This window comes from Pseudomonas sp. BO3-4, from assembly GCF_034044115.1.
Taxonomy (GTDB): Bacteria; Pseudomonadota; Gammaproteobacteria; order Pseudomonadales; family Pseudomonadaceae; genus Aquipseudomonas; species Aquipseudomonas alloputida.
In genome coordinates, this window is record NZ_CP139018.1 from 4,715,141 (window position 1) to 4,730,061 (window position 14,921).

Sequence of the window (14,921 nt, forward strand, 5' to 3'; positions counted from 1 at the left end):
TCACGACTTGCCCTCTTCTGCCACGCGAATCCCCACTTCGGCGCACAGCGCCAGGAAGTTGGGGAACGAGGTGGCGACGTTGGCGCAGTCGTGAATGCGAATTGGCGCACTGGCGCGCAGCGAAGCCACGCTGAAGGCCATGGCGATGCGGTGGTCACCATGCCCATGCACTTCGCCGCCGCCCAACTGGCCGCCGTCGATGATGATGCCGTCCGGGGTCGGCTCGCATTTGATGCCCAAGGTGGTGAGGCCATCGGCCATCACCTGGATGCGATCGGACTCCTTCACCCGTAGCTCTTCGGCGCCACGCAGCACGGTACGCCCTTCAGCGCAGGCAGCGGCCACGAACAATACCGGGAATTCGTCGATGGCCAGCGGCACCAACGCTTCAGGAATGTCGATACCCTTCAGCTTGGCACCGCGGACACGCAGGTCGGCCACGGGTTCGCCGCCCACTTCACGCTGGTTTTCCAGGGTGATGTCGCCGCCCATCAGGCGCAGGATGTCGATCACGCCGGTACGGGTCGGGTTGATGCCGACATGCTCCAGCACCAGCTCGGAGCCTTCAGCGATAGAGGCTGCGACCAGGAAGAACGCTGCCGAGGAAATGTCAGCCGGCACTTCGATCCGGGTAGCGGTCAGCTTGCCACCGGACTGCAGCGAGGCCACCGGGCCATGGCTGTCGACCGAGTAGCCAAAACCGCGCAGCATGCGCTCGGTGTGGTCACGGGTAGGTGCAGGCTCAGTGACAGTGGTCTTGCCTTCGGCGTACAGGCCGGCCAGCAGCAGGCAGGATTTGACCTGGGCGCTAGCCATTGGCAGCGTGTAGGTCAGCCCTTTGAGCTTGTGGCCACCGCGGATGGTCAGCGGCGGACGGCCGTCCGGGCCGGTCTCGACCACAGCACCCATTTCGCGCAGCGGGTTGGCCACACGGTTCATCGGGCGCTTGGACAGCGAGGCGTCGCCGGTCATGGTGACATCGAACGACTGACCGGCCAACAGGCCCGACAGCAGGCGCATCGAAGTACCGGAGTTACCTACGTACAGCGGCCCAGGTGGCGGCTTGAGGCCATGCAGGCCCACGCCGTGAATGGTCACACGACCGTGGTTGGGGCCTTCGATGACCACACCCATGTCACGGAATGCCTGCAGGGTTGCCAGCGCATCTTCGCCTTCGAGGAAGCCTTCGACCTCGGTAGTACCTTCGGCCAGCGAGCCGAGCATGATCGAGCGATGGGAAATCGACTTGTCGCCCGGTACACGGATCCGCCCGTTCAGGCGGCCACCCGGTTGGGCCTGGAAAATCAGATCGTTGGCGTTCATAGCGTCCACATAGGCCCGGCGGGCCAGGATTTTACTGAAATGCTCGCGGGCAACCCGTGCGCGGGTGAATACACCCAGCAGTTGGTGCCCATCCCCTTCAGCGATCGCGTCGCGCAGGGCGTCGAGATCGCTGCGATATGTATCAAGCGTGCGCAGGACAGCGTCGCGGTTGGCGAGGAAGATGTCATGCCACATGGTCGGATCGCTGCCGGCGATTCTTGTGAAATCGCGGAATCCACCCGCAGCGTACCGGAAGATCTCGAGGTTTTCATTGCGTTTGGCCAGTGAGTCGACCAGGCCAAAGGCCAGCAGATGTGGCAGATGGCTGGTGGCGGCCAGTACTTCGTCATGGCGCTCGACCGACATGTGCTCCACATCGGCATCCAGCGCACGCCACAGGCGGTCAACCAGGGCCAGCGCGGCGGGGTCGGTTTCGACCAGCGGCGTGAGGATGACCTTGTGCCGGCGGAACAAGGTGGCATTGGAGGCCTCTACCCCGCTCTGCTCGGAACCGGCGATGGGGTGACCCGGGACGAAGCGCGGCAGACGGGCACCGAAGACGGCACGCGCTTCCCGCACGACATTGCCCTTGGCGCTGCCGACGTCGGTGATGATTGCATCACCCAGGTCGAGCTGGGCCAGGCGGGCCAGGACTTTTTCCATGGCCAGGATCGGTACGGCCAGCTGAATGACATCGGCGCCCACACAAGCGGCGGCGAGGTCTTCTTCGCAGCGGTCGACCACGCCCAAGGCCACGGCCTGCTTGCGCGAGGGGGCGTCCAGGTCGACTCCGACCACTTCGCGGCACAGGCCGCTTTCACGCAGGCCCTTGGCGAACGAACCACCGATCAGGCCCAGGCCGACCACGACCAGGCGGTCGATGATAGGTGCGGGTTTGGTTTTTGCTGCATTTACCACTGGTGCGAACCCTGTTCTGAAATCTGGACAGCCGGTAGGAGCCATTGGGGCTGCTTTGCAGCCCATCGCGACGCAAGGCCGCCCCCACAATGCACTACACCTGTGGGAGCGGCCTTGTGTCGCGATGGGGCGCGAAGCGGCCCCAATAACCTCAGATCAAAGCACCGCCTTCGGGTACGAGCCCAGCACCTTCAGCGCCACAGCCTCCTGGCTGATCTGCTCGAGCACCGCCTTGATCAGCGGGTCACGGTGGTGACCGACGAAGTCGATGAAGAACACGTAGGTCCACTTGCCGCTGCGCGACGGGCGGGTCTCGATGCGGGTCAGGTCGATGCCATTCTGATAGAACGGCACCAGCAACTCATGCAACGCACCTGGCTTGTTGCTCATCGAAACGATGATCGAGGTCTTGTCGTCGCCGGTCGGCGGCACTTCCTGGTTACCGATCATCAGGAAGCGCGTGGAGTTGTCCGGGCGGTCTTCGATCTTCTCGGCCAGACGGGTCAGGCCGTACAGGTTGGCCGCCATATCGCCGGCGATCGCCGCCGAATTCCACTCACCCTTGACCCGCTTGGCCGCTTCGGCATTGCTCGATACGGCCACGCGCTCCACGTTCGGGTAGTGCGCGTCCAGCCACTTTCGGCACTGGGCCAGCGACTGGGCGTGGGAGTAGATGCGGGTGATGCTGTCGGTCTTGGTGTTCTCGCCCACCAGCAGGTGGTGGTGGATACGCAGCTCGACTTCACCGCAAATCACCATGTCATGCTCGAGGAAACTGTCCAGGGTGTGGCTGACCGCACCTTCAGTGGAGTTTTCCACCGGCACCACACCGAAGTTGACGGCACCGGCCGCCACTTCACGGAACACTTCGTCGATGGCCGCCATCGGCCGACTGATCACCGCGTGGCCGAAGTGCTTCATGGCCGCCGCCTGGGTGAAGGTGCCTTCAGGGCCGAGGTAGGCGATTTTCAGCGGCTCTTCCAGGGCCAGGCACGACGACATGATTTCGCGGAACAGCCGCGCCATCTCTTCGTTGCCCAGCGGCCCCTTGTTGCGTTCCATCACGCGCTTGAGCACCGCAGCTTCACGCTCGGGACGGTAGAACACCGGCTTCTCGCCCTCTTTCAGCGAGGCCGTCTTGACCCGGGCTACTTCTTCGGCGCAGCGGGCGCGGTCACTGATCAGCTCGAGGATTTTCTCGTCGAGGCTGTCGATGCGCACGCGCAGCGCCTTGAGCTCCTGTTCGGACATGTCAGCCATGCTCCTTCTCGAATTCAGCCATGTAGCCTACCAGCGCTTCTACCGCTTCCAGGCCCAAGGCGTTGTAGATGGAGGCGCGCATGCCGCCCACCGAACGGTGGCCCTTGAGGTTGAGCAGGCCACGCGCATCGGCGCCAGCGAGGAAGGCCTTGTCCAGGCGCTCGTCAGCCAGGCGGAACGGCACGTTCATCCACGAACGGGCGTTGACGCTGATTGGGTTGGTGTAGAACTCGCTGCGGTCGATGAACCCGTAAAGGCGCTCTTTCTTGGCACGGTTGCGCTGCTCCATGGCCTCAACACCGCCCTGCTCTTTCAGCCACTCGAAGACCAGGCCAGAGAGGTACCAGGAGTAGGTGGCCGGGGTGTTGTACATCGACCCGTTGTCAGCCGAAACCTTGTAGTCGAGCATGGTCGGGCAGCTGCTGCGGGCATGACCCAACAGGTCTTCGCGCACGATCACGACCACCAGGCCGCTTGGGCCGATATTCTTCTGCGCGCCGGCGTAGATCAGGCCGAACTGCGACACATCGATCGGGCGCGAGAGGATGTCGGACGACATATCGACCACCAGCGGTACGTCACCGGTTTGCGGCACCCAGTCAAACTGCAGGCCACCGATGGTCTCGTTGGACGCATAGTGCACGTAGGCTGCGTTTTTGGTCAGGTTCCACTCGTTCTGGCCGGGGATGGCCAGGTAGTCGTAAGGCTTGGCAGTGGCGGCGACGTTGACGTTGCCGAAACGGCGCGCTTCCTCGATGGCCTTTTTCGACCAGATACCGGTTTCGACGTAGTCGGCCGTGCCGTTTTCCGGCAGCAGGTTCAGCGGGATTTCAGCGAACTGCTGGCTGGCGCCCCCTTGCAGGAACAGCACCTTGTAGTTGGAGGGGACGGACAGCAGGTCACGCAGGTCCTGCTCGGCCTTTTCGGCGATGGCCACGTAATCGTCGCTGCGATGGCTCATTTCCATCACCGACAACCCCTTGCCACGCCAGTCCAGCATCTCGGCCTGTGCGCGCTGCAGGACAGCGTCAGGAAGCGCGGCAGGGCCTGCGCAGAAGTTAAAGGCTCGTTTGCTCACATCCACTCTCGCTCTGCCAAATAGAACAAAAACTATCACATGGGTTAGCAGCGACCCTGTGGGAGCGGGCGAGCCCGCGAACACCGGCAAAGCCGGTGCCATCTACCGCAGTGTCTGCTTCGCGGGCATGCCCGCTCCCACAAGGCCGGGCTTTGCCAGCTGTTATCAGTCAAACGGGGCGACCTTGGTCGCCCCGTTCGGGTTTCACGCTTGATTACTCTTGCGGGGCCTCTTCGGCGCCTGCAGCTTCGTCTGGCGCTTCGGCTTCGACACCCTCCTCGTCCGCCTCGATCACCTCATCGAGTTCGTCCTCGGACGGCTCCTGGATACGCTCCAGGCCCACCAGTGTCTCATCGGCCGCCAGCTTGATCAGCGTAACACCCTGGGTGTTGCGGCTCAGGCTGGACACTTCGCCAACCCGGGTGCGAACCAGCGTGCCCTGGTCGGAAATCAGCATGATCTCCTCGCCTTCCTGCACCTGGATAGCCCCGATCAGCAGGCCGTTGCGCCCTTTGGTACCCATGGCGATCACACCCTGGCCACCACGGCCGCGACGCGGGAACTTGGACAGCGGGGTGCGCTTGCCAAAGCCACGCTCGGAGGCGGTGAGGATCTGCGAGCCGGACTCCGGGATCAGCATCGAGATGATCCGCTGGCCTTTGCCCAGTTTCATGCCGCGAACACCACGGGCGTTGCGACCCATTTCACGCACGACGCTCTCGGCAAAGCGAATGACCTTGCCAGCGTCGGAGAACATCATGACTTCCTTGGCGCCATCGGTGATGGCCGCGGCAATCAGGGTGTCGCCTTCCTTCAGCTTCAGGGCGATCAGGCCGTTGGAGCGCGGACGGGCGAACTGCACCAGCGGGGTCTTCTTGACGGTACCGGAAGCGGTCGCCATGAAGATGTACGCGCCGGTCGGCTCTGCAACCCACTCCGGGGTGTCGCCGTCTTCTTCGTCGACTTCCTCGGCCTCCACCAGCTCACCCTCGAGCACGGTGTCATCAGCCTCGTCCAGTTCTTCGTCGAGGTCGGCATTCTGCTGCAGCGCTTCGAGGTCGATCTGCAGCATGGCGGTGATGCGCTCACCCTCCTCCAGCGGCAGCAGGTTGACCAGCGGACGACCGCGGGCAGCGCGGGACGCTTCGGGGATTTCGTAGGTCTTCTTCCAGTACACCTTGCCCTTGCTGGAGAACAGCAACAGGGTGGCATGGCTGTTGGCGACCAGCAGGTGCTCGATGTAGTCCTCGTCCTTCACGCCGGTCGCCGACTTGCCTTTGCCGCCGCGGCGCTGGGCCTGGTAGGCGGACAATGGCTGGGTCTTGGCATAACCACCATGGGAGATGGTGACCACACGCTCTTCTTCCGGGATCATGTCGCCGTAGTTGAGGTCGTGGCTGGCATTGAGGATTTCGGTGCGGCGCACATCGCCGTACTCGGCACGGATGGCCTCCAGCTCCTCGCGAATCACTTCCATCAGGCGCTCGGCGCTGCTGAGGATGCGGATCAACTCGCCGATCTGCTCGAGGATTTCCTGGTACTCGGCCAGCAGTTTCTCGTGCTCCAGGCCGGTCAGGCGGTGCAGGCGCAGGTCGAGAATGGCCTGGGCCTGCTCCGGCGACAGGAAGTACTTGCCGTCATGCAGGCCGTACTGCTCCGGCAGGTCCTCAGGGCGGCAGGCGTCGGCGCCGGCGCGCTCGACCATGACCTGCACGGCACTGGATTCCCACGGTGTGGAAACCAGGGCTTCCTTGGCTTCGGACGGCGTCGGCGAGGCCTTGATCAGGGCAATGACCGGGTCGATGTTGGACAGCGCGACCGCCTGGCCTTCAAGGATATGGCCGCGCTCACGGGCCTTGCGCAGCTCGAATACGGTACGGCGGGTCACCACTTCACGGCGGTGGCGGACGAACGCTTCGAGCAGGTCCTTGAGGTTGAGCAGGCGCGGACGGCCGTCGACCAGGGCCACCACGTTGATGCCGAATACGCTCTGCAGCTGGGTTTGTTGGTAGAGGTTGTTGAGCACCACCTCCGGCACCTCGCCGCGACGCAGCTCGATGACGATGCGCATGCCGTCCTTGTCGGACTCGTCGCGCAGCTCGGTGATGCCTTCGATCTTCTTCTCTTTGACCAGCTCGGCGATCTTTTCGATCAGGCGCGCCTTGTTCAGCTGGTACGGCAGCTCGGTGATCACGATCTGCTGGCGGCCGCCAACCTTGTCGATGTCTTCGATCTCGGAGCGGGCGCGCATGTAGATGCGGCCACGGCCGGTGCGATAGGCCTCGATGATGCCCTGGCGACCGTTGATGATGCCGGCAGTCGGGAAGTCCGGGCCAGGGATGAACTGCATCAGCTCATCGATGGTGACTTCCGGGTTGTCGATGAGCGCCAGGCAGCCATCGATGACCTCGCCGAGGTTGTGCGGCGGGATATTGGTCGCCATGCCCACGGCAATACCGCTGGAACCGTTGACCAGCAGATTGGGAATACGCGTCGGCATGACCGCCGGGATCTGCTCGGTGCCGTCGTAGTTGGGCACCCAGTCGACGGTTTCCTTGTGCAGGTCGGCCAGCAGTTCGTGGGCCAGTTTGGTCATGCGCACTTCGGTGTATCGCATGGCAGCAGCGTTGTCGCCGTCCACCGAACCGAAGTTGCCCTGGCCGTCGACCAGCAGGTAGCGCAACGAGAACGGCTGGGCCATACGCACGATGGTGTCGTAGACCGCAGTGTCGCCGTGCGGGTGGTACTTACCGATCACGTCACCGACCACACGGGCGGATTTCTTGTACGGCTTGTTCCAGTCGTTGCCCAGTTCGCTCATCGCATAGAGAACGCGGCGATGCACGGGCTTCAAGCCGTCACGCGCATCGGGCAGCGCTCGCCCGACAATCACGCTCATCGCGTAGTCGAGGTAAGACTGTCTCAGTTCGTCTTCGATATTGACCGGGAGGATTTCTTTGGCCAGTTCGCCCATGAGAAGCCTGATTCCTTTTTCTGGTGAAACTTCGCAGCTCCATCAAGGGCCGAACGAAGCTCGCCGCCGCAGCGCATAAGGGTGCGACGACTTACGACAAATCAATGAGTTGTGCCATGGATCTGCGCAATGAAGGCCGCCACTTTGGGCGGTCTTGGAAACTGCCGGATATTATCACAAAGGCGGGGGCGGTGGGGAGATCTGTACGGCAGTGCACGGTCATTGTGGGAGCGGCCTTGTGTCGCGATAGGGCTGCACAGCAGCCCCGGCAATTTTTGCTTCTTCGCCGACATCCCGGGGCCGCTTTGCGGCCCTATCGCGACGCAAGGCCGCCCCCACAAAGTACGCGTTCTACCGGGGTATCAGTGCAGGCGCTTGCGGCAAATCAACTGGGCCAGTTTGGCGGTATCCGGGCGCTCGACAACACCCCGTTCGGTCACGATAACGTCAATCAGGTCGGCCGGGGTCACGTCGAACACCGGGTTGAATACCTGCACATCCCGTACCGCCGGGGCACCGCCAAAGTCCAGCCACTCGTCGGCGTCACGCTCTTCCAGGGGAATATCCTCGCCGGTTGCCAGGTTCAGGTCGATGCTGGTGCTCGGCGCCACCACCATGAAGCGCACACCATGGTGCATGGCGCTGACCGCCAACTGGTAGGTGCCGATCTTGCTGGCCACGTCGCCATTGGCAGCGATGCAGTCCGCGCCCACCACCACCCAGGTGATGCCCTTGGTCTTCATCAGATGCGCCAGCGCCGAGTCGGCGCACAGGGTCACCGGAATTCCCTCGTTGGCCAGCTCCCAGGCCGTCAGGCGCGAGCCCTGCAGCCAAGGGCGAGTCTCACCGGCATAAACCCGCTCGACCATGCCTTCCAGGTAGCCGGCACGGATCACCCCCAGTGCGGTGCCAAAGCCGCCACTGGCAAGGGCGCCGGCGTTGCCGAAGGTGAGCAGGGCCTGGGCATTGCCCTGATGACGACGGATCAGTTCGATACCCTGCTGGGCCATGGTCAGGTTGGCCTCACGGTCGCTTTCGTGAATGGCCACCGCTTCGGCCTCCAGCGCCGCCAGAACGTCTTCTTCCGGACGCAGGCGCAGCAGACGCTCGCGCATGCGGCTCAGCGCCCAGAACAAGTTGGCGGCGGTAGGACGCGCTTCGGCAAGGGTGAGAAAGTCGTCTTCCAGGTCCATTTCCCAATCGCCGCCTTCGGCCAGCCGCTCTTCAAGGGCCAGTACCAGGCCGTAAGCTGCGGCAATACCGATCGCCGAGGCGCCGCGCACTGCCATGTCACGGATGGCTGCGGCCACCTGCGCAACATTGTCGCAGGCCAGCCAACGCTCCTCCGACGGCAGCAGGCGCTGGTCGAGCAGGTGCAAGGCGCCGCCCTGCCAGCGGATCGCGGTCACCTTCTCCGCCGCCAAAAGTCGCTCGCGCATCGCCTCTCCCCGTCATTCGGATATCAAAAACCGGCGATTATAGCGACCCTCGCGGCCAAGCGCTCGGGTATACTCCGGCGCAATTTTGCGAAGTTTCAGAGGACTGTTCAATGAGCAACGTCGACCGCGCCGAAATCGCCAAGTTCGAAGCGCTGGCCCACCGCTGGTGGGACCGCGAAAGCGAGTTCAAGCCGCTGCACGAAATCAACCCGCTGCGCGTCAACTGGATCGACGAGCGCGTCAGCCTGGCCGGCAAGAAAGTGCTGGACGTGGGTTGCGGTGGCGGCATCCTCAGCGAAGCCATGGCCCTGCGCGGCGCCACGGTCACCGGTATCGACATGGGCGAGGCGCCACTGGCGGTGGCTCAGCTGCACCAGCTGGAGTCCGGCGTGCAGGTGGAATACCGGCAGATCACCGCCGAAGCCCTGGCCGAGGAAATGCCCGAACAGTTCGACGTGGTCACCTGCCTGGAAATGCTCGAGCACGTGCCCGACCCGTCTTCGGTGATCCGCGCCTGCTACCGCATGGTCAAGCCGGGCGGCCAGGTGTTCTTCTCCACCATCAACCGCAACCCCAAGGCCTACCTGCTGGCCATCGTCGGCGCCGAGTACATCCTGAAGATGCTGCCGCGCGGCACCCATGACTTCAAGAAATTCATCCGCCCGTCCGAGCTGGGCGCCTGGAGCCGCGATGCAGGCCTGCAGGTGAAGGACATCATCGGTCTCACCTACAACCCGCTGACCAAGCACTACAAGCTCAACAGCGACGTCGACGTCAACTACATGATCCAGACCCTGCGCGAGGAATAAGCATGCGTTTGCGAGCAGTACTCTTCGACATGGACGGCACCTTGCTGGACACGGCGCCGGACTTCATCGCCATTTGCCAGGCCATGCTCGCCGACCGCGGGCTGCCGGCCGTTGACGACAACCTGATCCGTGGCGTGATCTCGGGTGGCGCCCGCGCCATGGTCGCCACTGCGTTCGCCATGGACCCGGAGGCTGACGGCTTCGAGGCCCTGCGCCTGGAATTCCTCGAGCGTTACCAGCGCGACTGCGCGGTGCACAGCAAGCTGTTCGAGGGCATGGCCGAGCTGCTGGCCGACATCGAGAAAGGCAACCTGCTGTGGGGCGTCGTCACCAACAAGCCGGTGCGCTTCGCCGAGCCGATCATGCAGCAGCTGGGCCTGGCCGAGCGTTCGGCGTTGCTGATCTGCCCGGACCACGTGAAAAACAGCAAACCCGACCCCGAGCCGCTGATCCTGGCCTGCAAGACGCTGAACCTGGACCCGGCCAGTGTGCTGTTCGTCGGCGACGACCTGCGCGACATCGAGTCTGGCCGCGACGCAGGTACCCGCACGGCGGCGGTGCGCTACGGCTATATTCATCCAGAGGACAACCCCAACAACTGGGGTGCCGACGTGGTGGTGGACCACCCACTGGAACTGCGCAAAGTGATCGACAGCGCGCTGTGCGGCTGCTGAACCCAGACCGATGACCGGGCACCGTCTCTTTGTAGGAGCGGGTTCACCCGCGAATGCGCCAGCCCAGACAACACTGGCGCCTGATCGGACGCATTCGCGGGTAAACCCGCTCCAATAGGCCCGGCCGCCCATACGAACTCGAAGGACAGAACCATGTTCGACTACACCGCCCGCCCCGACCTGCTGCAAGGCCGGGTCATCCTGGTTACCGGTGCCGGCCGTGGCATTGGTGCCGCGGCTGCCAAGGCTTATGCCGCACTGGGTGCCACCGTGCTGCTGCTGGGCAAGACCGAGGCCAACCTGAACGAAGTCTACGACCAGATCGAAGCCGCCGGCCATCCGCAGCCGGTGGTCATCCCGTTCAACCTGGAAACCGCCCTGCCACACCAGTACGACGAGCTGGCGGCCATGATCGAAGGCCAGTTCGGCCGCCTCGATGGCCTGCTCAACAATGCGTCGATCATCGGCCCGCGCACGCCGCTGGAGCAGTTGTCGGGCGACAACTTCATGCGCGTGATGCACATCAACGTCAATGCCACCTTCATGCTCACCAGCACCCTGCTGCCGCTGCTGAAGCTGTCGGAGGACGCTTCGGTGGTGTTCACCAGCAGCAGCGTCGGGCGCAAGGGCCGGGCTTACTGGGGCGCCTATGGCGTGTCGAAGTTCGCCACCGAAGGCCTGATGCAGACCTTGGCCGATGAACTGGAAGGCGTGGCGCCGGTGCGCGCCAACAGCATCAACCCAGGCGCCACGCGCACGGCGATGCGGGCCCAGGCCTACCCTGGCGAGAACCCGCAGAACAACCCGCTGCCCGAAGAGATCATGCCGGTGTACCTGTACCTGATGGGGCCGGACAGCACAGGGGTGAACGGGCAGGCGTTCAACGCCCAATAAACCTGCATCGGCCTCTTCGCGGGCTTGCCCGCTCCCACAGAATCACCGCAACCCTCAAGGACTGCGCCATACCTGTGGGAGCGGGCAAGCCCGCGAAGAAGCCGATACAGGAAAGCGATCAACCCGCAGCCAACGCCGGTCGCATACGGCCTTGCTGGCGCCCTTCCAGCTGCATGCAGCGTTCCAGGAACAGGAACATGCAGTCGTAGCTCTTGCAAATGGCCCTGCGCAGTTCGTTGCGCAACCCCAGGGTGGGGTTCTCACCGGCCAGGGTACAGATGATTTCCAGCGCCTCCCACGGGTGCGCATCGTCATACTGGGCATGCATCTTCAGCCACTTCATCGCCCGCTTGCGCCCTTCTTCAGGGAACCCCTGCGCATAGGTATCAGTCGAGCACACCACCGCCGACCATTCACCGGTCGCGCCTTCGATGGCGTAGTTGGTCGCCGCCATGGAAATGGCCAGGTTCTCGGTGGCGCACACCCGCCAGCACCAGTCGTTCAGGCCGTTCAGCTCGGGCGGCACCTCTTGCGCCTGCAACTCGTGCAGGTGCACACCGTGCGCCTGGCACCAGTTCACCCAGTAGTCGGCATGGTTGAGCTCGACGCGGATGTTGCGCATCAGCCAGCGCCGCGCCATGTCCTCGCCCTGATGCCGGCCATAGCGGGTCTTGGTCAGGTTATGCGCCATGTACAACGAAAACTGCTCCACCACCGGCCAGCCACCGATCAGGTACTGACGGATGGTCGATTGCTTCAGCTGGCCATCGCGTAGTCGTGCATAAAACTCATGCTCAACCACCCGCCGCTTGCTCTCGCGGCAGTCCTCAATCAGTTGCTGGGCCCATTGGGGGTAGCTGGCGGGGTCCATCAAAGGCCCGATACGAACGAATGCGTCAATCACTTTCAGCTCCTTGATCCTTGTGATTTCCAACTAGCGAAACGTGCCAGGTGCTCGCTGCAACAGAGGCCGGGCGGCGATCCGTTGGCGCTGCAGACTGTCACAGGTGAACACCTGGGGGCGTTCGATCAGGTAGCCCTGGGCGTAATCCACGCCTATTTCCTGCAAGGCCTGCTCGATCAAGGGTGTTTCGACGAACTCGGCGATCGTGCGCTTACCCATCACATGGCCGATATGGTTGATGACCTCGACCATGGCCCGGTTGACCGGGTCGTCGAGCATGTCCTTGACGAAACTCCCGTCAATCTTCAGGTAGTCCACGGGCAAATGCTTGAGATAGGCGAACGAGGACATGCCGGCGCAAAAATCATCGAGCGAGAAACGGCAACCCAGCCCTTTCAGCTCGTTGATGAAGCGAATGGCGCTGCCCAGGTTGGCAATGGCGCTGGTTTCGGTAATTTCGAAACAGATCATTCGCGGCGGAATGGCGTATTCGACGAACAACCGCTGGAGGTATTCAAGGAACTTGTCGTCGCCAATGCTGGACCCCGACAGGTTGATGGCACAGGTCGACAACGGCCCTTCACGCCCCTCTTCCAGGCACTGGCGTATGACCATGAACACATTGCGCACCACCCAGCGGTCCAGCGCGGTCATCAGGCCGTAGCGCTCGGCCGCCGGGATAAAGCTGCTGGGCAGGATGGTGCGGCCGCTTTCGTCGTGCAGGCGCAACAGAATTTCGATATGGCCCGGGCCCTCGAAGGTTTTGAGCGGGGCGATTTCCTGGGCATAGAGGCAAAAGCGGTTTTCTTCCAGGGCCACATGCAAGCGCTGGATCCAGGCCATTTCGCCAAAACGCATGGACAGCTCGCTGTCGTCGGCGTGGTACACCTGCACCCGGTTTCGGCCCTTTTCCTTGGCCATGTAGCAGGCCATGTCGGCGGCGCGCAGCGAGGCCTCCAGGGTACCGGGGGCCTGGGCCATATGCACCAGGCCAATACTGACCGTGGTCACGAACGGCCGCCCTTTCCATACGAAGTGCAGGCTCTGCACCATCTGGCGCAATTGTTCGCCAATGCGCTCGGCCTGGTCGGGCGGGCAGTTTTCCAGCAGCACGCCAAATTCATCGCCGCCCAGCCGCGCCAGCGTATCGCCCTCACGCAGACCAGATTGCAGCACCGCGCAGATGTGCCGCAGCAACTCATCGCCGGCAGCGTGGCCACAGGTGTCGTTGACCAGCTTGAACTGGTCGAGGTCAAGGAACATCAGCGAATGCCGCCCGGCCTGGCGCGCCAGGTCGTTGAGCGCCTGCTCCAGGCGGTATTCGAACTCGCGGCGGTTGGCCAGCCCGGTCAGGGCGTCGTGGGTTGCCTGCCAGGACAGATTGGCGATGTACTGGCGTTCCTGGGTCATATCGTGCAGCACCAGCACGATGCCACTGACCTGGCCATCATTGACGATCGGCGAGCCGACCAGGTTGATCGACACGGTACTGCCGTCCAGGCGCTGGATCAGCCGGGCATGCTCGGAGCCGCCCTTGAGGCTGCCGCTGAGCACCTGTTCGACCAAGCTGCGCCCGTCCTCCTCGGCGTGTTCGTCCACCAGGCTGAACAGCGCCGACAGCGGCAGGCCCTGGGCCTGCCCGGATTGCCAGTGGGTCAATTGCTCGGCGGCCGGGTTCATGTAGCCGATACTGCCCTCGACATCGGTGGTGATCACCGCATCACCGATGGCCTGCAGGGTAATCTGCGCACGCTCTTTTTCTTCCTGCAGGGCGCTGGCAAAGGCCTGGCGCTGGGCCAACAGCTTGCTGGAGCGGCGCCAGGCAATGGTGATCAGGAACATCGCAGTCAGCAGGTTGGTGATCAGCAGCACCCGCAGCAACATGCGCGAGCCTTCGCCCAAGGCATCACTGAACGCCTTGGCGGCCGGGGTCACGCCTTCGTTGATGGCAACAATGCGGGCCTTCCAGTCGCTGACGGTGTCGGCATCCACCGGGCCATCGGCAAAACGCTGGCGCATTTCACCGGCCAGTACATCCAGCTTGGCCAGATAGTCGTCACCGATGTCCCAGTAATCGATGGCTGTCTGCATATAGCTGACATGGCGAAAGTTGCGGTAGAACCAGATGATCCGCTCGACATCGTCAGGGTGGTTGCCACCTTGCAGAACCGCCTGTCGTGCGGCGTCCAGATCAGGGCTGGGGTGGTCGAGCACTTCGCGCAGACGATAGTCACCCTGCGGTACGGTAATGGCCTGGCGATAGCGTTGGTAGGTGCTGTCGTCCTGCGTCTCGCCGTATAGACTGAGGTAATAGATGGCATCTTTCTGCGCCTTGGACCACAGGCTTTCGCCCGCGACATAGGCGCGCACGGCCGAGAGCGTATAAAGGCTAAGGCTGCCCAACGCCACCTGAAGGACCACGACGGCGATGAAAGGCCATGTGATGCCGAGCAACTTTGGCGCTTCGAGTGTGCGATTTCCCTTCATGGAGTCCCTGTCACAGAGCAGATAAGGCGTAAATCGACCCAGACAAGCACAGCGTAGGCCATTTGCCATCGCTGTGAAGGGGATTTTTATGACAAGGAATCGGGGAATTTGTACAGCGTATGCGCTGGCCATTGTGGGAGCGGGTTTACCCGCGAAGAAGA

Annotated in this window: 10 protein-coding genes; 3 read left to right on the forward strand and 7 right to left on the reverse strand. The window is 63.1% G+C overall.

Features of this window, described 5'->3' with window-relative positions; genetic code table 11:
• The 5 genes from REH59_RS21655 to mtnA form a co-directional block, all read right to left on the reverse strand.
• On the reverse strand, positions 1-2,208 hold the full coding sequence (locus tag REH59_RS21655) for a bifunctional prephenate dehydrogenase/3-phosphoshikimate 1-carboxyvinyltransferase (protein WP_245150133.1): 2,208 nt from the start codon (positions 2,206-2,208) through the stop codon (positions 1-3).
• Positions 2,209-2,397: 189 nt separating this feature from the next.
• A complete protein-coding gene (gene pheA, locus REH59_RS21660; RefSeq protein WP_003252669.1) occupies positions 2,398-3,492 on the reverse strand; it encodes a prephenate dehydratase in 1,095 nt (364 codons plus the stop codon).
• A gap of 1 nt (position 3,493) precedes the next feature.
• Entirely contained in the window at positions 3,494-4,579 is a 1,086-nt protein-coding gene (gene serC, locus REH59_RS21665; protein ID WP_100773919.1) for a 3-phosphoserine/phosphohydroxythreonine transaminase, read from the reverse strand.
• 214 nt (positions 4,580-4,793) lie between these two features.
• Positions 4,794-7,553 (reverse strand): DNA gyrase subunit A, encoded by a 2,760-nt coding sequence (gyrA, locus tag REH59_RS21670; protein WP_012053386.1) that lies wholly within the window; start codon positions 7,551-7,553, stop codon positions 4,794-4,796.
• A gap of 362 nt (positions 7,554-7,915) precedes the next feature.
• Entirely contained in the window at positions 7,916-8,992 is a 1,077-nt protein-coding gene (gene mtnA, locus REH59_RS21675) for an S-methyl-5-thioribose-1-phosphate isomerase (protein WP_014860623.1), read from the reverse strand.
• 110 nt (positions 8,993-9,102) lie between these two features.
• On the opposite strand from mtnA, the gene ubiG reads away from it, so the two are divergent.
• The 3 genes from ubiG to REH59_RS21690 all read left to right on the forward strand — a co-directional run bounded on the left by ubiG (position 9,103) and on the right by REH59_RS21690 (position 11,369).
• Complete coding sequence (gene ubiG, locus REH59_RS21680) at positions 9,103-9,801, forward strand: bifunctional 2-polyprenyl-6-hydroxyphenol methylase/3-demethylubiquinol 3-O-methyltransferase UbiG (protein ID WP_003252662.1); 699 nt, start codon at positions 9,103-9,105, stop codon at positions 9,799-9,801.
• A gap of 2 nt (positions 9,802-9,803) precedes the next feature.
• Positions 9,804-10,475 (forward strand): N-acetylmuramic acid 6-phosphate phosphatase MupP, encoded by a 672-nt coding sequence (gene mupP, locus REH59_RS21685; protein WP_003252659.1) that lies wholly within the window; start codon positions 9,804-9,806, stop codon positions 10,473-10,475.
• 153 nt (positions 10,476-10,628) lie between these two features.
• The gene (locus REH59_RS21690; protein ID WP_003252656.1) at positions 10,629-11,369 is read left to right on the forward strand and encodes a YciK family oxidoreductase; all 741 of its coding nucleotides are present in this window, start codon (positions 10,629-10,631) and stop codon (positions 11,367-11,369) included.
• 118 nt (positions 11,370-11,487) lie between these two features.
• Here REH59_RS21690 and REH59_RS21695 read toward each other — a convergent pair whose 3' ends face one another.
• Positions 11,488-12,273 carry a TenA family transcriptional regulator gene (locus REH59_RS21695; protein ID WP_003252654.1) on the reverse strand — a complete coding sequence of 262 codons (786 nt, stop codon included), beginning with the start codon at positions 12,271-12,273 and terminating at the stop codon, positions 11,488-11,490.
• Positions 12,274-12,303: 30 nt separating this feature from the next.
• Positions 12,304-14,760, reverse strand: a complete 2,457-nt coding sequence (locus REH59_RS21700; RefSeq protein WP_014860622.1) for an EAL domain-containing protein — start codon at positions 14,758-14,760, stop codon at positions 12,304-12,306.
• Positions 14,761-14,921 lie beyond the last annotated feature (161 nt).